Origin of the sequence: Proteiniphilum acetatigenes DSM 18083, from assembly GCF_000380985.1 — a bacterium.
GTDB lineage: Bacteria > Bacteroidota > Bacteroidia > Bacteroidales > Dysgonomonadaceae > Proteiniphilum > Proteiniphilum acetatigenes.
This window is the reverse complement of record NZ_KB905710.1, coordinates 26242-46807: the sequence shown is the minus strand read 5'-3', so window position 1 is coordinate 46807 and position 20566 is coordinate 26242. Positions and strand designations below refer to the sequence as shown.

At 38.5% G+C, this 20566-nt stretch carries 20 protein-coding genes; 15 read left to right on the top strand and 5 right to left on the bottom strand.

From position 1 onward, the window contains the following. Positions 1 to 101: 101 nt before the first annotated feature. From F597_RS21225 to F597_RS0118150, 12 genes are all read left to right on the top strand, one after another. Complete coding sequence (locus F597_RS21225; RefSeq protein ID WP_122969711.1) at positions 102 to 1505, top strand: glycosyltransferase family protein; 1404 nt, start codon at positions 102 to 104, stop codon at positions 1503 to 1505. 39 nt (positions 1506 to 1544) lie between these two features. Then, positions 1545 to 2030, top strand: coding sequence for a hypothetical protein (locus F597_RS22150; protein WP_081624416.1), 486 nt, complete (start codon positions 1545 to 1547; stop codon positions 2028 to 2030). 185 nt (positions 2031 to 2215) lie between these two features. Beyond that, complete coding sequence (locus F597_RS0118195) at positions 2216 to 3580, top strand: retropepsin-like aspartic protease (protein ID WP_019541188.1); 1365 nt, start codon at positions 2216 to 2218, stop codon at positions 3578 to 3580. A gap of 19 nt (positions 3581 to 3599) precedes the next feature. Continuing rightward, the gene (locus F597_RS0118190; protein ID WP_019541187.1) at positions 3600 to 4802 is read left to right on the top strand and encodes a 6-bladed beta-propeller; all 1203 of its coding nucleotides are present in this window, start codon (positions 3600 to 3602) and stop codon (positions 4800 to 4802) included. Continuing rightward, positions 4789 to 5271 (top strand): DUF1573 domain-containing protein, encoded by a 483-nt coding sequence (locus F597_RS0118185; protein ID WP_019541186.1) that lies wholly within the window; start codon positions 4789 to 4791, stop codon positions 5269 to 5271. Before F597_RS0118190 ends, F597_RS0118185 begins: the two co-directional genes overlap by 14 nt. Further along, a complete protein-coding gene (locus tag F597_RS0118180) occupies positions 5231 to 6751 on the top strand; it encodes a glycosyltransferase family protein (RefSeq protein WP_019541185.1) in 1521 nt (506 codons plus the stop codon). Before F597_RS0118185 ends, F597_RS0118180 begins: the two co-directional genes overlap by 41 nt. Then, entirely contained in the window at positions 6748 to 7629 is an 882-nt protein-coding gene (locus F597_RS22145; protein ID WP_081624415.1) for a UbiA prenyltransferase family protein, read from the top strand. The genes F597_RS0118180 and F597_RS22145 overlap by 4 nt, the downstream gene beginning before the upstream one ends. Then, positions 7613 to 8926 carry an FAD-binding oxidoreductase gene (locus tag F597_RS0118170; protein ID WP_019541181.1) on the top strand — a complete coding sequence of 438 codons (1314 nt, stop codon included), beginning with the start codon at positions 7613 to 7615 and terminating at the stop codon, positions 8924 to 8926. The genes F597_RS22145 and F597_RS0118170 overlap by 17 nt, the downstream gene beginning before the upstream one ends. 33 nt (positions 8927 to 8959) lie before the next feature. Further along, a complete protein-coding gene (locus F597_RS0118165) occupies positions 8960 to 9700 on the top strand; it encodes an SDR family oxidoreductase (RefSeq protein WP_019541180.1) in 741 nt (246 codons plus the stop codon). A 9-nt stretch (positions 9701 to 9709) separates the two neighbouring features. After that, a complete protein-coding gene (locus F597_RS21215) occupies positions 9710 to 10363 on the top strand; it encodes an HAD-IB family phosphatase (protein ID WP_019541179.1) in 654 nt (217 codons plus the stop codon). Beyond that, positions 10341 to 11006 carry a signal peptidase I gene (gene lepB, locus F597_RS0118155; protein ID WP_313382153.1) on the top strand — a complete coding sequence of 222 codons (666 nt, stop codon included), beginning with the start codon at positions 10341 to 10343 and terminating at the stop codon, positions 11004 to 11006. The genes F597_RS21215 and lepB overlap by 23 nt, the downstream gene beginning before the upstream one ends. After that, the gene (locus F597_RS0118150) at positions 10976 to 11392 is read left to right on the top strand and encodes a GtrA family protein (protein ID WP_019541177.1); all 417 of its coding nucleotides are present in this window, start codon (positions 10976 to 10978) and stop codon (positions 11390 to 11392) included. Before lepB ends, F597_RS0118150 begins: the two co-directional genes overlap by 31 nt. A 3-nt stretch (positions 11393 to 11395) precedes the next feature. Here the strand turns inward: F597_RS0118150 and F597_RS0118145 are convergent, their stop codons facing one another. Together F597_RS0118145 and F597_RS0118140 are read right to left on the bottom strand one after the other, a co-directional pair. Beyond that, the gene (locus tag F597_RS0118145) at positions 11396 to 12256 is read right to left on the bottom strand and encodes a glucose 1-dehydrogenase (RefSeq protein WP_019541176.1); all 861 of its coding nucleotides are present in this window, start codon (positions 12254 to 12256) and stop codon (positions 11396 to 11398) included. A 171-nt stretch (positions 12257 to 12427) separates the two neighbouring features. Continuing rightward, positions 12428 to 13312: an alpha/beta hydrolase gene (locus F597_RS0118140; RefSeq protein WP_026327631.1), complete on the bottom strand. Its 885-nt coding sequence runs from the start codon at positions 13310 to 13312 to the stop codon at positions 12428 to 12430. Positions 13313 to 13544: 232 nt separating this feature from the next. On the opposite strand from F597_RS0118140, the gene rlmN reads away from it, so the two are divergent. From rlmN to pdxA, 3 genes are all read left to right on the top strand, one after another. After that, positions 13545 to 14573: a dual-specificity RNA methyltransferase RlmN gene (rlmN, locus tag F597_RS0118135; protein ID WP_019541174.1), complete on the top strand. Its 1029-nt coding sequence runs from the start codon at positions 13545 to 13547 to the stop codon at positions 14571 to 14573. 208 nt (positions 14574 to 14781) lie between these two features. Further along, the gene (locus tag F597_RS21210) at positions 14782 to 15780 is read left to right on the top strand and encodes a DUF4837 family protein (protein WP_019541173.1); all 999 of its coding nucleotides are present in this window, start codon (positions 14782 to 14784) and stop codon (positions 15778 to 15780) included. A 59-nt stretch (positions 15781 to 15839) separates the two neighbouring features. Further along, a complete protein-coding gene (gene pdxA, locus F597_RS0118125; RefSeq protein WP_019541172.1) occupies positions 15840 to 16937 on the top strand; it encodes a 4-hydroxythreonine-4-phosphate dehydrogenase PdxA in 1098 nt (365 codons plus the stop codon). 63 nt (positions 16938 to 17000) lie between these two features. On the opposite strand, the gene ilvC is transcribed toward pdxA, so the two are convergent. The 3 genes from ilvC to ilvB all read right to left on the bottom strand — a co-directional run bounded on the left by ilvC (position 17001) and on the right by ilvB (position 20543). Then, positions 17001 to 18047 carry a ketol-acid reductoisomerase gene (gene ilvC, locus F597_RS0118120; RefSeq protein WP_019541171.1) on the bottom strand — a complete coding sequence of 349 codons (1047 nt, stop codon included), beginning with the start codon at positions 18045 to 18047 and terminating at the stop codon, positions 17001 to 17003. Positions 18048 to 18168: 121 nt separating this feature from the next. Beyond that, positions 18169 to 18753, bottom strand: coding sequence for an acetolactate synthase small subunit (ilvN, locus tag F597_RS0118115; RefSeq protein ID WP_019541170.1), 585 nt, complete (start codon positions 18751 to 18753; stop codon positions 18169 to 18171). Between the two features lie 35 nt (positions 18754 to 18788). Next, positions 18789 to 20543, bottom strand: coding sequence for a biosynthetic-type acetolactate synthase large subunit (ilvB, locus tag F597_RS0118110; protein WP_019541169.1), 1755 nt, complete (start codon positions 20541 to 20543; stop codon positions 18789 to 18791). Between the last annotated feature and the right edge of the window lie 23 nt (positions 20544 to 20566).

Below are 20566 nucleotides of genomic sequence, written 5' to 3'. Positions count from 1 at the left end.
AAGCGTTTATCACAATCGCAATGACAGATGAATAGTGCCGGAAGAGGCAAATAACCAAAAACGAGCCGGTCCGATAGGATGAAAACGTAATTCTTTTCCTTATGGAAACACAAAGGCCATCTATCTTTTCTTTCCGCTACTTGTATTTCATAATACTGGGAATCTCTGCATTGGCAATATATTACCCGATCCTTAGTAATCAGTTGCTCGATTTCTGGGACGACCAATGGGTCGTGATGAACCAATATACTGAAGGTGGATTCACATTTCAGAATATATGGCGAATACTTACCGAATTCTATCATGGACAATATGCCCCTTTTAATGAATATTTATACCTGATCTTATATTCTGTGGCCGGATATAATCCATTTGTCTTTCATCTGGCAAGTCTTATCCTGCATATCATCAATACCTGCCTGGTATTCTTAGTAATAGAGAAATTGCTTACTTTAAGCGGAAAAATCGATATTAAAATAATTCCGCCGGTTTCATTGATCACTTCCCTTATATTCTGCGTTCATCCGTTCAATGTTGAATCGGTTGCATGGATGAGCGCATCAAAGGTATTGGTATATGCCCTCTTCTATTTACTGGCAACCTACACGTTTCTCCGTTATATGGAAACCGCGAAAGCACGGTTTTACATATACACACTCTTATTATACGTTCTCTCTTTTCTGGGAAAAGAGCAGGCGGTAGTTTTCCCGGTATGGATGCTATTGATATACTGGTTATTGAACCGGAAGCTATCAGATAGGAAGGCATGGATGGCAACCCTGCCGTTCTTCGTGTTATCCATTATTTTCGGGATTGTCACCATCTATTCCCAGTACACCGACGGAGGAGGATTTCTTGCCGGGCATGACAATTACCCAGTATGGCAGCGTATTGTTTATGCCTCTTATGCTTATCTGGAATACCTGTTCAAAATCATTTTCCCGTTTAAGTTATCCTACCTGTATCCTTTTCCTTCTGCTATCGGAGATCCGTTACCCAACTGGCTGTTGGTGTATCCGGCAATAATACTAGTTATTGCGGTATCATTATGGACGTTTATCAGGCAATGGCCGATGGCTTTCGGATTTTTATTTTTTACCATCCATATCGCTCTGGCTTTGCATATCATTCCGCTATCACGCTTTGCCATTGTGGCCGATAGATATGCCTATGTTGCAGTGATAGGAATAGGATTTATATTGGCTTATTACGGTGTTATTCTGTATAACAGGATCAGAAAGAAAAGCCTTAAATTATTAACAGTAATACTTTTTACCAGCTACATACTGTATTTAGGGTTTTATGCCCACAAACGCACGTATACATGGTATAATACCGATACGTTGAAGAAAGAACTAAGGGAATTACTGAAACAACGAAACGATTACCATTTATTTCAACCTGACAATGGAACAATGAAAACATATCTTATCTTTTACGATAGCGTGGTCTTCCGACAATCCCGTCATTGGCGGGATGAAAATAATCAGAAGATGAATAGTTGAATTCAATTATATCAATTAATAATCAAATAATTAACAGAAATGAAAAAGATTTACTTAACAATTTTAGGCATAGCAACCTTACTGTTTGCGCTTACGCTGAACTTCAAACATGCACTGGATGACTACGGAATAGTAGACAATAAATTGCATGTGGAAGTATTGGCTCAGTCGAATGGTTCAGGTGGAGGAGATAGTTCTGGAGGTGGTGGCAGTTCTGGAGGTGGCAGTTCCGGAGGTGGCAGTTCTGGTGGTAGCAGTTCTGGTGGTAGCAGTTCTGGCGGTAGCAGTTCTGGCGGTAGCAGTTCCAATCCTTCTTCCAATAATAGTAAAATAGTCTGGACGTTAACTGGGTCATCAACAGTTAAAGAAGACAGTTATGGAGCTTATATTGAATTTGGAGGGAGTAAAAAATATGGTAGCTATACAGTTGGAGCATCCGCTAAAATTTCAGTAGCCTCATGTTCTTATTCTTTTAATTCAAACTGTGATTGGTCCATTTCAGGTACAATTAAAGTAACATTTTAACAAATTTATTCAGGTATTTTTATACTTAAGAGAATAAAGACGATCTTGTAATATATAATTACAAAACAGCAAAATGAGGCAAGGAATGTAAATACTAGAAATCTAAATATTTCCATAACGTTTACCTAAAAGTTCTATTTGCATTTTCCTTGCCTCATTTTTAAGATAATCAATCCAACAATGTTATGAAAAGTAAGATTAATAAAAAAGTAATGATATTTTCTATAATTATATTATTTTTTGAGCATTTAAATGCTCAAAAATATGATATCTTTATCCACGAATTGTTAAAACAAAATAACTGGTTTGCTCTAGAGAAAGAATATCCTCAAATACAAGACAGTATTAAAACGCCTGAACTTAAGTGGCTTACAGAATCCTTGTTAAATATCAAATTTAATCAAAACGAGGCCGCGATTTCATCAATTGATACCCTTCTACATAAATACCAACAAAATATCGGTTTTACTAATAGTGTAGAATTATTTCGATATAAAATATCTTTATTGGCTTATCAGGGTGAGTACGGCTTTATAGCTGGTGAATTGAAAAATTTTATAGACCAAGTTTCTGAAAATTTGCCTCAAGAAGAATTAAAAAAATTTGAAGAAATGTATAATTTTTATAATTCACTACGTAATGAGGAGAAAACCCAAGTAATAAAGCCGGAAAAAAATATTGAAATTCCCTTCGGCACAATAGAAATGGATTTTACTTCTCGAAAAGATGAAGACACAATTCACGACATGACAAGTGCTCTAGGAGTAGTGAAAATTTTTATACAAGGAAAAGAATATGTCTTCATTCTAGATACGGGATATGAAACAACTTGCATTTTTAATAATACTTCAAAAAATATAAATTTACATTACCTGAATGATTCGATAAATATATCAGGTACAGGGATAAGCCAGGGAAATTTAGCAATATTAGATAATATCTCATTGGGAGAAGTAACTCTTTATAATCTATTGATTGTAGTCAGTGATAATTTTTTGGAAAAATCCGGTATTTTCAGAAATGAAAATATAAATGACTATATTGATGGAGTTTTAGGAATAGATTTTATAAAAAGAATAGGAGAGATACAATTATATCCCTCCGACAAGAAGATAATAATCCCTCAGAAAGAAAGCGAATTACCTATTTCAGGCCGGAATATTATACTCGACGAAAGAAATAATATTATCGTTAAAGCCTTTAGTGAAGATGATCTTATTACATTTCATCTTGACACGGGAAATAGTAATAGTCATATGTTCAAATCCTATTATTTAAAAAATAGAAATGAAATAGAAACAACGTTAGAGAAAAAACTCACTTATTCCTTCGGAGTAGGAGCCATTAAGTCCGATACTATTTATCAAATGCCTTCACTTGCATTATTAATTGGTGAAACATTTTTCTCTCTTAAAAATATCCCCATTTATACTGTAGACTATTTTATGGAAGATCCCTCTGCTGATGGCTCTTTAGGAACGGATTTCATTAATAAATTTAGTAAGATCACATTGAATCTGAATAAAATGTTTATTCAATTAAAAAAATAACAAATATAAATCTTTGAAAATGAAAAAATATATTCTCATTCTTATACTAAACGGATTGATTTTGTCTTGTAATCCCAAACAAGAAAGGCAATCTATTGATTTGATCATTGATATTGAAGAACTTGAAGAAATTAAAATCACCCCCGGTAATTTTATAAAAAATTCCACTTATATTCAATTAGAGACTAACGAAAATTGTTTAATTGGAAACAATATTGAAAAATTGGTTGTCAAAGATAATCAAATATTTATTTTAGATTCTAATAATAAGATATTTGTATTTGATACAAATGGCACTTTTTTAAATACGATTGGAGAAAAAGGTGGAGGCCCAAATGAGCAATTAAGCATTGTTAGTTTTTACGTACACCCAATTAAAAAATATATAGCAATTTTTGATATTCTTAGACAAACTGTCTTCAAATACTCCTATAATGGGATATTACTTGATAAAATTAAGTACGATAACTCGATCTCTGAATTCTATGATGTAGACCTACTGAGCGATGAGAACAAATTAGTACTCACAACCTACAACGAGCCAAGAAATAAATATGAATACTTACTGGTAGATGAAGAAAACATGAAATTGGAAAGGAAAGTTTTCCCCTATCTAGCTACTAATAACGTTTCAATGAAATATGGCTTTCCTAGGGTCACAATGGTTCAAGACACCTGTTTTATTCTTACACAATATTCAGACATTGTTCAAAAATATCATAATAATAACATTAACCCATATCTATTAGTGAGTACTCATTTGAAACAGATTAATAAAAATACAAAATTTTCAGGTAGAAACGAAACAGGAACAATATTGGATTTCGATAGTAATTTAAAGAAAGATAATTATTCATTAGGATTAGAACAGATATTATCTACAGATGAATATTTATACCTATTATACAATAATTATCATAAAAATAAGATTTATCACATATTTAGAGATTTACAATATAACCAAAACTTTTCAATAACTTTAGATAAAGAATTTTATAAATATCCCATAGCTGACATAGTTTCTTTTGGAAACTTTAAAGCCAGTACAAATAAATATTTCGTCGCAGTTTTTATGCTAAGAGATGGTTTTAAAGAAGTTAACGAAGATATAATAAGTGAGAATGAATCAATAAAAGAGATTCGTTCGGAATTTGAGGAAGATGGTAATCCAATAATCGTATTTATCAACATACAACAAATAGTACAAGATGCAAGAAAATAAACACAAAATATATAAGTGCTTTCTAATATTATCAGTTATTTGTATTACGATTTCAGGATGTAATTCGAGAAAAACGAATGTTCTCCAAATAGAAATACCAACAGAAGTAGATTTTGGAAAAATAATTACATCTCGAAATAAAAAAAATAAGTTTGACATAGATATTCCGTTAAAAAATTTAAGTGAAAACAAAATACAGGTAGCACAAATTCAAACCAGTTGTAAGTGCCTTATCAGTAAGATTTCTAACACTCCGTTTATTTTAGAGCCTAAAGAAAGTTCTGTGATTAAATTAAATTTCACCCCAACAGAGTTGGATTACGGTTATATCGAGAGGGTGGTGTTTATATATTTTTACGGGTATGAATCTCCGATCTTAGTAACTATCAAGGGTATTGTGAGTAACGATGAAGTCAATTTTAGTATATATGGTACAAAATCTAAAAAAGAACCAGATAACGTATATTAAATCTTTTAATATATATATCATTATAGTCATATACACCTTATCTATTTTCTATAGTAACGGCTTCCATCATCCCGATGAACATTTCCAGTTAATTGAATTTGCCGGATTAAAAGCGGGATGGAATACCGGTTATGATTTGGCATGGGAATATGATTCACAAATTCGTTCGTCATTACAACCGTATATTGCTCTATGTATTTTTTACTTCTTTTCTTTATTTAATCTGAATAACCCGTATGTTTTGGCAATGATATTAAGAGGAATAACAGCAATTTTATCTGTTTTTTCCATTTCCTTTTTTATCCGTTGTTTCAGGCCTACTATAGAAAGAAGGTTCTATACGGTCTTTTCCTTTTTATCTTTTGTACTATGGTTTCTTCCCTCAATTAATGTGCGTTTCTCATCTGAAGTATGGGCTGGTTTATGTCTCTTAGTTTCTGTAGGTTTAATCCAATTAAATAGACATACCAACATTTATTTTTTTCTTATAGGCGTATTATTCGGATTAAGCTTTGAATTTCGTTTCCAGATGGGACTTTGTGTAACAGGTCTACTATTATGGTTATTATTAATTAAAAAAATCAGATTCAGGGATCTTTTCTTTGTCCTGGGTGGGCTATTTACAATTGTATTCTTATGTACCCTGTTAGATACAATTTATTATGGAGAATTTGTTTTTGCACCTTATAATTATTTTAAGGTTGATCTTATTGACAATGTAGTAAACTTTTATGGATTAGAGCCCTGGTATTATTATATTCAGAAAATTGTAACAGCGCCTACATTAATTATTGGTATTTCCATTTTGTTTTCTCTGATTTACTTATTATTTTATGATTATAAAAATATTATTCTGTGGTGCATTTTACCATATTTGGTAATTCACTCTTTCATAGGCCATAAAGAAATTCGGTATTTTTTCCCGATAATTAATTTTGCCCCCATCTTACTTATCTGGACTTATCAGAGAATAATATATAAAATCAAGAAAAGATATTTCCAAGTTATGTTCCACTCATTTATTTTCGCAGTGATAATAGTAAATGCGGGGGGATTATTTATGATCTTCAAACCCGCAGGTAGCGGGGCTGTAAATTTAGCTGAATATATCCAGAAAACTTATTATAAGGGTAATCCAATAGATATTTACAGTACCTATTATGGACCGTATTCTATCGGGAATGCCAAAGGCTGGATTCAAAGATTCTATATGGATGATGAAGTAAACCTTCATTTTATTGATACAGAGTTTCTGAATGATATACCGGATAATGCAATAGTGACTATTCCAAAAGGATATTTTCATGAACGCGAACTTCTTGAAACATCCGGATATAAAATTGAACATGAAAGTATCCCAACTTGGATGAGCTTTTTTAACAAACTATATAAAGTGTATGATGAAAATTCTGTATTGCTCTTATACACTCCCAATCCGTTTATAACAGATTACGAAAAAATCAGTTACATATTACCATGAAAACTATTTCCCAATTTCTTAAATTAATAAGGGTAGATCATTGGATTAAAAATGGAATGATATTTATTCCGGCTTTTTTTTCCGGCAGAATTTTCGATCTTCCGTTAAACACAATATATGATTTATTCATTCTTTTTTCCTCTTTTTGTTTGGCCTGCTCCATCATATATATTGTCAATGACGTTCTGGATGTTGAAAAGGATAAATACCATCCAATAAAATTCACAAGACCGCTGGCAAGCGGCTTTTTCACTAAAAAGCAAACCTTAATTATCGCTTTTATTTTATTGATCATATTCATTTCGTTATTTCCTTATCTGAAATCTTCCGGCTTATATGTAATATTATATATAGCATTAAATTTATCATATTCTGTATCGTTAAAAAAAATCCCAATCGTCGATGTATCATGCATAGGTCTTGGATACATTTTAAGAATAAAAAGCGGCGGGGTTATGAGTGACATATTTGTCAGTCATTGGATACTGATTATTGTATTTTTCCTCACCGTATCTATTGCTTTTGCCAAACGAAGAGATGATCTTATATTATCGCAAAAGTATATATACCGGGACGTACAAAAAGAATATAATATAGTTTTTATGGATGTGGCCGAAACAATCGGTTTTTCTGTCACTCTTATTACATATATCCTCTATACGGTTTCTGAGGATGTGATTGAAAGAATAGGTTCGAATAAATTATACCTTACGTCTATCCCTGTCTTTATAGGCATTATGCGTTATATACAGCTTTCCATAGTTGAAAGAAAATCGGGTTGTCCTATGAATATTCTAATGAAAGATTTATATTTAAAGATTGTAATTATTATCTGGTTTTTTATCTTTACGATTATTTTATATGGAAAAAATTTGTAATTGGGGATTATACCCTTGTATTAAAACAAACTTGATAGAGCGAAAGGATTATGACGATTTATATGAAATAATCGTCAATAGCAACAACTTGATAGCAAGAGGTAATGGGCGTTGTTATGGGGATAGTTCTCTTAATAAGGATCATATTATTTCAACTTTAAGGTTTAATAAAGTTATCTCTTTCGACTCTGAAAATGGCATTATAAAAGCAGAATCAGGTATTTTAATAAAAGACCTTTTGGAATTAATCGTACCTGAAGGTTTTTTTCTTGCTGTAACACCTGGGACTAAATACGTTACATTAGGAGGAGCCGTAGCATCAAATGTACATGGAAAGAATCATCATAAGGAAGGCGCATTTTCATCTTACATAGAGAATATAGAACTGATTAATGCAAAAGGGGAATTAATAGAATGTTCTAGAAATCGCAATACCCAATTGTTCTCAAATACAATTGGAGGAATGGGGCTGACAGGAATTATTGTATCCGTCACTTTAAAACTTAGGAAAATAGAGACAGCTTATCTAAAACAAAAATCTATAAAAATAAAAGGAGTGGATGAACTATTGGATAAATTAGAAGAATATAATTTTTATACTTATTCTGTAGCTTGGCTTAATTGCAACTCGATGAAAAATTCAACCAGAAAATCTATCCTTTTGTTGGGAGAACATGCTCTGTTAAAGGATTTACCTGTGGATAAAAAAAATAATCCATTAAAAGTACAGAGATCTAACCCGTTAATAAATGTGCCTTTCACGTTTCCTTCGTTTATATTAAATAAACAGTTTATAAGCAATTGGAACTCCATATATTATAATAAACAAATAAAGAAAGAAAGTAATTTTTTAATTCACTATAATAGTTTTTTTTATCCCTTGGATAGTATCAGCAATTGGAATAGGGTGTATGGCAAAAAAGGATTCACTCAATTCCAATTTGTAATTCCATTTACAAAGGGTAAGGAAGGCATAAAAAATATCATCGATAAAATTGTAAGTTCATCTTGTTTTTCTCCATTGGCTATTCTTAAAATTATGGGAGATAAATGCGAGTATGCAGCACCTATTTCGTTCCCAATGCCAGGCTATACATTAGCCCTTGATTTTAAATTAAATCGTCAAAATATTGATTTAATCAATCAGCTACACACACTGGTACTCAAATACGAAGGGAAAATATACTTAACAAAAGATCTTCTAATCCCAAAAAATCTGTTTAAAGAAATGTACAATACTGATTTTACTCATCCTAATAAATTTCAATCTCTCCAGTCTACAAGACTAGATATATAGAAGATACAGTAATAATATAAAATCTTTGATGAAATGGCCAATAAAACCTGTTTGATTCTTGGTTCAAATTCGGATTTGGGTGAAGCTATTGCATATAAATTTGCAAAAGAGGGATTCGACATCCAATTAGCTGCCAGAAAAATTACAGATTATCAGCAAAGATTGTCGGCTGATATTTCAATTAAAAATGATGTCAAAACTTTTAATCTCTTATTCGATGGAAATGAATTTGAGAATCACATGGAGTTTGTAAAATCACTGCCTATGTTTCCTGATGTTGTTGTTTCTGTCTTTGGATATTTAGGGGATCATAATAAAGCTTTAGGCAATTTTAACGAATCATTAGCTATAATTAATAATAACTATGTAGCTCATGTTTCCATTTTAAATATACTGGCAAATATAATGGAAGACGACCATGCTGGTACAATCATAGGAATCTCTTCTGTTGCCGGTGAAAGAGGGAGAGGGAATAATTATATTTATGGGAGTGCTAAAGCTGGATTTACAGCATATTTAAGTGGATTGAGAAATAGGCTTTCTAAATCACACGTGAATATAATAACTGTAATACCAGGATATATAGACACTAAGATGATTTCTCATTTAAAAACTCCTTCTATTTTAACAGCACAACCGTCGACAGTTGCAAAAACCATATACATTGCTTACAAAAGGAAGAAAGAAAAAATTTATGTATTAGGAATCTGGAAGATGATCACTTGTATAATAAAATTGATTCCTGAGAAAATATTTAAAAAATTAAGTTTATAATGATAATCTATGAAAGGTATTGCTGTTTTTGATATGGATGGTACTATAACTTTCAAAAATACATTTTTTGAATTTATAAAATTCTGTGAAGGTAGTCATTTTTATAAGGGAATATTGAGTTTAATACCATTTACGTTGTTATATTTTTTTAGAATATATCCTAATTTTAAATTGAAAGAACGCTTATTTTCCTTTTTTTTTAAGAATAAACCAGAATCATATTTGATTAAAAAAGGAAATGAATTTTGTGAGAAGAAGTTGCCATATATTTGTCGAAGAGATGCAATTAAACTTATAGAATGGCATAAAAAAAGGAATGATAGAATCATTATATTGACAGCATCTTCTTCGATTTGGTTGAAAAAATGGTGCGATATAAACGGGATGGAATTAATAGGAACTATATATGAAATAAAGAATGGGGTTTTCACGGGAAAGATTAAAGGAGGAAATTGTCATGGGCTGAGAAAAAAAAGGATTGTATTAGATTTAATTAAAGAGAAAAATTATACTACTAGCTTCGGATATGGAAATAGTAATTCCGATAACTATTTTTTGGAGTTATTGGAAATACATTATAATGCTAAGTTGACTACAAAGAATGTTTCACATATCTTAAAAATGAATTCCAAATATCTGGATGATGAGAAGAGTTATTCATAAATTTGTTCATCTCTTTTTAAGCATATTTTTTATTGCGATTTTAATACGGACTTTTATCGGTGAACCGTGCCGTATTTCCAGTGGTAGTATGGAACCGACTGTTATGGCGGGTGACTGGTTATGGATCGATAAGGTCAGCTATGGCGCTATACTACCTGCCCGCTGGTCTGATATTCCGCTTGTAAACATCTTCACATGGATTCCCTCACTGCGAGAAAAAGATATGGAAACGAATTGGGGATACCATCGGCTAAAGGGATTAAGAATGCCGCAGGAAAACGATCTTATTATTTTTAAAAGTCCTGAAAATAAAGAAGTATTGCTGGTGAAACGAATTTCTCAAATATTGCAAAAAGGGACGGATCTTATTATCAATCCCGATAATTTCATTGATTATAAGGAGATCATTATACGGGAGAATAATACCGTTGAATTGCAGAATAATTCCATATCAATCAATGGAAAACCAATGACTATTTATCGGGTACAAAACAACTACTATTTTGTTTTGGGGGATAATCCGCAAATTTCACGGGATAGCCGTTTCTTCGGTTATGTCAATGAAAAAGAGATCATAGGAAAAGTAAACAGAATCATCTTTTCTCAGGAAAAATGGAAAAAATCTTTTCGGACTTTGAAATAGTCAGTATTTCTGAGTTGTTACTGAAATTTTTGAAATTCGGGGCAGTAGGATTATCAGGAATGATCGTCGATTTTTTCTTTACGTGGCTATGTAAAGAGAAGTTCAAATGGAATAAGTTTCTTTCAAATTCTATCGGCTTCATACTGGCAGCCACCTCCAATTACCTGCTGAACAGAATATGGACTTTTGAAAGCGAGAATCCTGATTTACGAAGCGAGTATCTCTCTTTTATTGTAGTATCCCTGATCGGACTCGGTCTGAATAATTTTTTTCTTTATCTGCTCCACGAGAAAGGTAAGGTGAATTTCTATCTGGCAAAGATGGCTGCCATCACCCTTGTCACACTGTGGAATTTTCTGGCGAACTATTTCTTTACTTTCCGTTAAATATCACGCATTCACAATCTCGCCACCATTCGGATGCAGGCATTGCCCGGTTATGTAAGTCGAGTCGTCGGAGGCCAGAAACAAAAAGCAGGGGGCCACTTCACTGGGTTCTCCGGCTCTGCCCAGGGGCGTATCGCTACCGAATTCAGCAACCCTTTTCTCATCGAATGTCGACACAATCAGCGGCGTCCATATAGGGCCGGGCGCCACGGCATTCACCCGTATTTTTTTCGGGGCCAGACTTTGGGCAAGGCTGCGGGTGAAACTGATGATAGCGCCCTTGGTAGCGGAATAATCAATCAGCTTTCCACTTCCGCGGTAAGCTGTTACGGAACTTGTATTCACAATGGCGCTCCCTTCTTTTAAGTGTCTCAGGGCGTACTTGGTAACCCAAAAGTAAGAGAACACATTGTTAGCAAAAGTGCGCTCCAACTGATCGGTCGATATTTCCTCCAGACTTTCCGTTTCCCAATGCAAGGCTGCGTTGTTTACCAAAATGTCGAGTTTTGAAAATTTATCAATCGTTTTATCGACGGCTTTTTTGCAATTCACTTCCTTGGACAGGTCGCCTCTTATGAGCAGGCACTCCTTCCCCATTTCGCGGATCTCTTTTTGCGTAGCTTTCGCATCGTCCGTTTCGCTCAAATAGGCTATGGCGATATCGGCCCCGTTTGCCGCAAAGAGCAAGGCAGTTGCTTTCCCTATGCCGCTGTCGCCGCCGGTTATGAGGGCAACTTTTCCGTCAAGTTTATTTTGTTGTTTCACAGGTTCGGTATGGGGAACCGGTCTCATTTTCGACTCTTTTCCGGGACGGCGTTGTTTTTGCTCTGGACGTAATTTTTTTTCTTCATTTTGTTTTTGCATAATTCTTATAAGTTTCACCTGCCGGTTGATAATTAATCATCTATAAAACTGTTCCTGAAGAATATTTGTTCTCAGATGCAGACGGTATTATAATTAATTAAGCATTTGTATGGGAAGAAAATTATAATTGTGATTAACGGAAAACAAAGGGTATGCAAAAGGTTTGCTTTTCTACCTGTTCCCGATCATACCGATATCCCGCATCCATGAAAGGACGCGGTGGGGCCATTCATTCACCGTGTGACCGGTATTACGCAAGCCGTAACCATGTCCGCCGGAGGGATATAAATGCATGGCAGCCGGCACTTTCGCTTCTTTGAGCGCATAATAATAAAACAAACTACTATTGATGTAATCCTTGTCGTCCTGAGTCTGGATAAGGATAGTGGGAGGGGTATTGGCATCCACTTTCAGTTCAGGAGCAATCGAAAAATTCTCTCCGGATAAGTAGGCCGGATAGATAAGAATACAGAAATCAGGTCGTAGACTTACATCATCATAAGCGTCGACCTTCGGATAAGTAGGTTCGCCATACGCCGTACTTGCCATTGCCGAGAGATGTGCTCCGGCAGAAAAGCCCATCACCCCGATCCTGCCGGGATCGATATTCCATTCACCTGCATGGGAACGTGTATAGGCAATGGCGCGTTGCAGATCCTGTAAGGGAGCCGTATGTTTCTCCAACCCTTCGCGGCGCGGCACGCGGTACTTCACCAACACACAATTGATGCCGAAACTATTGAAACGCTTACATATCTCCGATCCTTCAAGGTTGTAAGCCAGTATATTATAACCTCCTCCGGGATTCACGATGATGGTAGCACCGGTATTGTTTCCGGCAGGCGCAGGATAAAAAGTAAGTGTCGGTTCACTCACATTACTGATACGGAGTACAGGGCATCCGGCGACCCTGTTGCCGCTCTGGTCATCCACCTGTTTCATCTTCCGTGATTCACCCGGCGCACCGTCGGGAAACAACAGTACCGGATTATGCTGTGCCATAAGGGTTATCGTCATTACTGAAAATAAGAAAAGTGAGAAAATTGTTCGTTTCATCGTCTTTTTACATGATTTCGTTTCGAGGCAAAGATAGGGATTTTTTGATTCCGAAGATAAAACAAATTCATTTTATATTACTATGATAGAAGAAAAACGGCCGGTTGGTGCTATCTTTGCAGTCTAATTGAAACGAGCATAATAACTGTTCTCACACAAGAACGTGATTAAAAGCTAGTTCTATACGATACATTTGAAAATAAATAGTTTTAATCGTATAAAATTGCAGCAAATGGATCAAAAACAATATCTTCTGGGGATGACGCTTGCCGAGATCACCGAAAGCGTGACGGAACTGGGATTACCCAAATTCACAGGGAAGCAGATTGCCGACTGGATATATGTGAAACGGGTGAAGCGGATCGACGAGATGACCAATATCTCGCTGAAGAACCGGGAACTCCTCTCGGAGAAATTCGATATCGGAAGATCGGAACCATTAGATATACAGACATCAATCGACGGCACCCGTAAGATGTTATTCAGGACGTACAGCGGAAAATTCATCGAGACAGTGACCATCCCCGAAGAGGACCGACTCACCATCTGTGTCTCTTCGCAAGTGGGATGCCGGATGAACTGCGATTTCTGCATGACGGGAAAGCAGGGGTTCCATGACAACCTTACCGCCACGGAAATTTTGAATCAGGTCTACTCGGTACCTGGCTCGGAAGAGATCACCAACCTGGTATTTATGGGAATGGGTGAACCGCTGGATAATTACAAGAACGTAAAGAAAGCGTCGGAATTGCTTCAGGCGGAATATGGACTGGGTTGGAGCCCCAGGCGGATCACACTCTCCACTATCGGGTTGACATCAAACCTGAAACGGTTTCTCGATGAAAGCAAATGCCATCTGGCGGTCAGCCTTCACAACCCGATCCCGGAAGAGCGGCTGGCTATCATGCCGATTGAGAAATCGGCACCTTCGGCTTCGGTGATCGAAATGCTGCGCGAGTACGACTGGAGCCGCCAACGGAGGCTCTCATTCGAATACATCATGTTCGACGGGGTAAACGATTCGCTGCTTTACGCGCGTGAACTCTCTAAACTGCTTACCGGACTGGATTGCCGTATTAACCTGATCCGGTTCCACGTGATTCCGATGAGCAACCTGAAACCTTCCACTGACGAAAATATGATCAAATTCCGCGACTTCCTTACCGCAAAAGGATTCATCTGCACCATCCGCGCTTCGAGGGGAGAGGATATCTTCGCCGCCTGCGGCATGCTGTCGACAGCGAAGATCACAGATATATAAAAACGACAACCTATACCAGCATCGGTTCTCGGCAGGAGTTTAACGATTATTTTAGTCCTATCGGTTATATTTCATACAAATAATCGTATATTTGTTGATCAAACACAACTGACTGATTGTTCGGTCAGTTCGGTTTCTGAATATATGGCTTGATATGGAGGTCACTAAAGTTAAAAATGAAATACAAACCTTTTAAAACTACGTCGATATGAAACGATATGCCGTTTTACCCGTTATTCTTGCTTTATTAGCGCTGTTTACATCGTGTGACGGCGGAAGTAGTTTTTTCTCCGCTTCGGGAACTACCAACGAGGTGATCGTAATAATGGACGAGAATGCCTGGGAAGGTACTGCCGGAAGGGCCCTCTTCGGCGTGCTCAACTCTAACGTGAAAGCACTACCTCAGGCCGAGCCTAACTTCCGGATACTACAGCTTTCTCCGGAAAATTTCACCAGTACTTTTAAGATGGCGAGAAACCTGATCATTCCCGAAATATCCAATATATACAGTTATCCCAAACTTACTGCGGATCTCGACAAGTATGCCATGGGACAGGTCATCATGAATATTCATGCTCCCGATACGGTCAGTTTTGTGGAATTCGTAACCGAAAACAGGGAGAGCATAATAGATTATTTCGTCACCAAAGAACTGGAACGCAACGCGAGATATCTTAAAAATCAGATAAAAGAACCGGTATCACGTGTAAAACAGGTTTTTGGGATCAATATTCATTTCCCGAAAGGATTGCCTAATATTAGTGAACATGAGAATTTCTACTGGGCGACCAACAATGCAGCACGAGGACGCCAGGACATCGTAATATACCAGTTTCCCTATACTACAGAGACCGTCTTCGAGAAAGATTCGCTCATTAATATTCGTAACAGGGTATTAGGAGAATATATCACAGGTTCATTCGACTCGAGGATGATGACTGCCACAGTATATTCACCCGATTACAGGAAAATGGAAACGGATGGCCTGTTCCGGGCTGAGTTGCGCGGCCTCTGGGAAATGACCAACGACATGATGGGCGGCCCGTTCGTGATGCATGCGTTCGTCAACGAGAACACGGGTATGGTGGTAATCGTAGAAGTATTCGTTTATGCCCCGGAAATGAATAAGCGGAATCTCCTGCGTAATCTGGAATCCACATTATATACCATCAGTATCCCCGAAAAAGAGGAAGAAAAAACATCTTAATTGAATTATTTATTACATAGACTTTAATCACACTTAAGTTCTTTAATTAACATATATACATGTCAGATTTAATCAAGGTGGGCATCACGCATGGCGATGTGAACGGTGTAGGATATGAAATCCTGTTGAAGGCCTTCTCCGATGCCAGAATACTTGAGTTGTTCCACCCAATCGTATACGGATCATCCAAATCGGCGTCCTATCACCGGAAGGTGTTGAACAGCGACGCGATGAATTTTCATATTATTTCCAAAGTCGAAGAATCGCATGAAGGAAAAGTCAATCTTGTCAATTGTGTCAGGGAGGAGATCAAGATAGAGTTGGGATCGGCAAGTACCGATGCAGGAGAGTCGGCTTATACGGCATTAGATGCTGCTTGTCGTGATCTTGCTAGCGGCAAGATCGACCTGCTGGTCACCCTTCCCATCAATAAAGACACTATCCAGAATGATCGTTTTCAATTTCCCGGACATACCGAATTTTTAGAGGAACGCTTTGCCTCGAACGGGGAAAAGGCTTTAATGATCATGGCAACGGAAACATTGCGTGTAGCACTGGCCACTACTCATGTACCCCTGGCGGAAGTCTCTTCGAAACTTTCCAGGGAATTGATCATGGAGAAGCTGAAGACACTCGACCACACGCTGAAGCGTGATTTCAGAGTAGAGAATCCCCGTATTGCCGTATTGGGATTAAACCCGCATGCAGGTGAAAACGGATTGCTGGGAAAAGAGGAAGCAGACATCATTGCCCCTGCCGTGAAAGAGGCACAGGACCAATGGATCCTCTGTGCCGGCCCTTTTGCTGCCGACGGATTCTTCGGCTCGGGGCGCTTCAAGGAGTTCGATGCCATCCTGGCGATGTATCACGATCAGGGATTGATCCCTTTCAAGACACTTGCTATGGATTCGGGAGTTAATTTTACGGCCGGACTACCCATCGTACGTACTTCGCCCGATCATGGTACCGCTTACGATATCGCAGGAAAGAACCTGGCTTCCGATGAATCGTTCCGTCAGGCGATCTATATGGGTATTGATATTTTCAGGAACCGGCTGGCTTATGATGAAGCCCGTAAGAACCCCCTCAAAAAGATGTTCTTCGACCGGGGTAAGGACGATGAGAAACTCGATCTTACCAGTGAAGAGGAGATATAAATACAAAAAACGCGGTTTTAAAACCGCGTTTTTTGTATTAAGGTTTAATATTTAACCTCTGTTTCAATTATTCTCCGGACGCAGTTTTCTTACGACGGCTCCGGTTTGCCACATCTCGCTTTCACGAAGGGCTTTCAGTTCCTCTTCCAGTTTTTCCCTGTAATCGGATTGTGAATTACTGTCGATAGAACGTTGCGCTTCATTGCCACTGGCTACCTCTTTATAGAGTTTTTCAAATACCGGCTTGGTAGCATCATGGAACGGTCCCATCCAGTCAAGGGCGCCGCGTTGTGCGGTAGTAGAACAGTTGGCATACATCCAGTCCATTCCTTTTTCGGCGAATAATGGCATCAGCGATTGAGTAAGTTCTTCCACCGTCTCGTTGAATGCTTCCGAAGGCGTATGTCCGTTCTCACGTAACACTTCGTACTGTGCCAGTAACAGCCCCTGAATAGCGCCCATAAGCGTACCGCGCTCGCCGGTCAGATCGGAATATACTTCACGTTTGAAATCGGTTTCAAACAGATAACCTGAACCGACACCTATACCCAGAGCTACTGCTCGATCATATGCCTTACCTGTAGCATCCTGATAGATAGCATAGCTGGAATTCAGTCCCCGTCCTTCCAGGAACATCTTACGAAGGCTCGTACCCGATCCTTTGGGAGCTACCAGGATCACATCCACATCGGCAGGCGGAACAATACCGGTACGATCTTTATAGGTAATACCAAAGCCGTGTGAGAAATAGAGCGCCTTGCCGGGAGTCAGATGTTTCTTCACTGTGTCCCACAGGGCAATCTGTGCCGCATCAGATAACAGGTACTGAATAATAGTTCCCCGTTGGCAGGCTTCTTCAATATCAAAGAGCGTCTCACCCGGTACCCAGCCGTCGGCCACCGCCTTATCCCAGGTTTTACTCTCTTTCCGCTGTCCTATGATCACGTTAAAACCGTTATCACGCAGGTTAAGAGATTGTCCGGGGCCTTGCACACCGTAACCGATCACCGCGATTGTTTCATCTTTCAATACTTCCCGCGCTTTTTCAAGGGGAAATTCTTCGCGGGTAACTACATTTTCCTCAACCCCGCCAAAATTCATTTTTGCCATTTGTTCAATTTTTTATTGTCATGAGATAGGGTATCGTTAGAACTAAGAACTAAGAAATTAGGACTAAGGACTAAATACGAGCTGAACTCATTGACTGCTTATTTATAAATTATTTTCTGTTTTATTGGTTCTGTACTATGTTTTCCGGTTTCTCGATGCCGTTTCGTTGCTGTTCCCATTTGGCCAGCATATCGCTCAGACGTTCCACCTTCGATTTAGTAATGGCAATCCTTCCCGAACGGACGAATTGCAACACACCAATGGTGTCGGCCAGTTCTTCGAAGAGGCCCTGGGTCTCCTCATAATGACCTGCTTTCAAAAAGACTACACAGTCTTTGTTGACCTCCAGTATACGGATATTATATTTTCTCACCAGGTACTCTATGGAGCCATGTTCCATCACCTTATTGGTGGAAAGCTTGTAGAGCGCCAACTCCTGATGCACAAGGTCTTCATCGGTGTTGAAATAGGCTTTCAGGATATCCACCCGTTTATCGATCAGGCGTACCAACTTTTTCATTACCTCCTCATCATCCGAAAAAGTGGTAATGGTGAATTTATGTATCCCGCGGATGGCGGAGGGTGAGACTGACAACGTCTCGATATTGAGCTGCCTGCGGGTAAAGATGGTCGTGATCTGATTGAGCACACCTACCGTATTTTCTGAGAAAATAGTAATGGTATATAATGTTTTATTCCCGTCCATTTTAATTGGTAATTAGTAATTGGTAATTGGTAATTCTACAGCGTGTATCCGTTCCCCAACATAATATTGGTAATATTACCTCCGGCAGGCACCATCGGATAAACCATCCCTTTGGTTTCCACCACCACTTCGAGCAGGTATGCCCCTTTATGTTGGAGCATCTCCTGTATAGCGGCATCGAGTTCTGCGCGCTGTGTCACTTTCCGTCCCTTGATATTGTATGCATCAGCAATCTTGATAAAATCAGGATTTTTAAGGTGTGTTTCCGAATAGCGTTCGTCAAAAAAGAGTTCCTGCCACTGGCGTACCATCCCCAGATAATTATTGTTCAGGAGAATGATCTTCACATCTATACCATACTCCATAATGGTGCCAAATTCCTGGATCGTCATCTGCAGTCCCCCGTCACCCACGAAGATGCAAACCGTTCTGTCGGGTGCGCCATATTTGGCACCGATACCGGCGGGCAGGCCGAATCCCATCGTACCCAATCCGCCCGATGTAACCATACTGCGCGATTGATTGTACTTGAAATAACGGGTAGCCATCATCTGGTGTTGTCCCACATCGGTCACGCAAATTGCCTTGTTTTGTGTGGCTTCGGTGATTTTATTCACTACTTCGCCCATCTTTATCTCTCCTCCATTTTCAGGATAGAGTTCATTTTTTATGATGCAATCGTATTCCTTCTGTTCATAGGGTTTGAATTCTTCGAGCCATTCAGGATACGATTTCTTTTCGATCAGCCTGGTTACCATTGGTAACGTCTGTTTAGCGTCGCCCAGTACTTTCACGGTGGTCTTCACGTTCTTGTCCATTTCGGCCAGATCAATATCGAAATGGATCACCTTCGCCTGTTTGGCATAAGTCTTCAGGTCGCCCGTCACCCGATCGTCAAACCGCATACCGATAGCGATCAACACATCACATTCATTTGTCTTGATATTGGGAGCTACATTCCCGTGCATACCCAGCATACCTCGATTCAGAGGATGATCAGAGGGTATAGCCGATAGTCCCAGGATAGTAGATCCAAAGGGGATACCGCCTTTTTCCAGGAAAGCGCGTAATTCTTCTTCGGCATTACCGAGGATTACCCCCTGCCCTACCAGAGCAAATGGCTTTTTAGCGCTGTTAATAAGGTCGGCTGCCATCTTTATTTTGTCTTCTTCTACTTCCGGCAGCGGATGATAACTCCGCAAAAAAGTGGTTTTTTGGTAGGTATAATTGCATTTCAGTACCTGTGCATCTTTTGCGATATCGAGCACCACCGGACCGGGTCGGCCGCTCGAAGCGATGTAGAACGCCCTCGATACGGCCCAGGCAATATCCTCGGCACGACGTACCTGATAAGCCCATTTGGTGATGGGTTGCGTAACACCAATCACATCGGCCTCCTGAAAAGCATCAGAGCCGAGCAGAGTGGAATTGACCTGTCCCGAGATCACCACTAACGGTGTACTATCCATCATTGCATCGGTGATACCGGTAATCGCGTTGGTTGCCCCCGGGCCGGATGTTACGAGGGCCACCCCCACCTTTTCCGAGACCCGTGCATATCCCTGCGCTGCATGGAGCGCGCCCTGTTCATGACGAACCAGTATGTGCCTGATCTTGTCTTTATGATCGTACAAAGCATCGAATACAGGCATGATAGCTCCACCCGGATAGCCGAATATGGTATCTACTCCTTCGGCGATCAGGGAGCGAATAAGTACTTCACTCCCCGGAATGGTTTCCGTCTCCACGGAAAGGGGTGTAGTTAATGGAGTTTGATTATCTCTGTTCATACACTCTTCTCTTTAAACTTGAA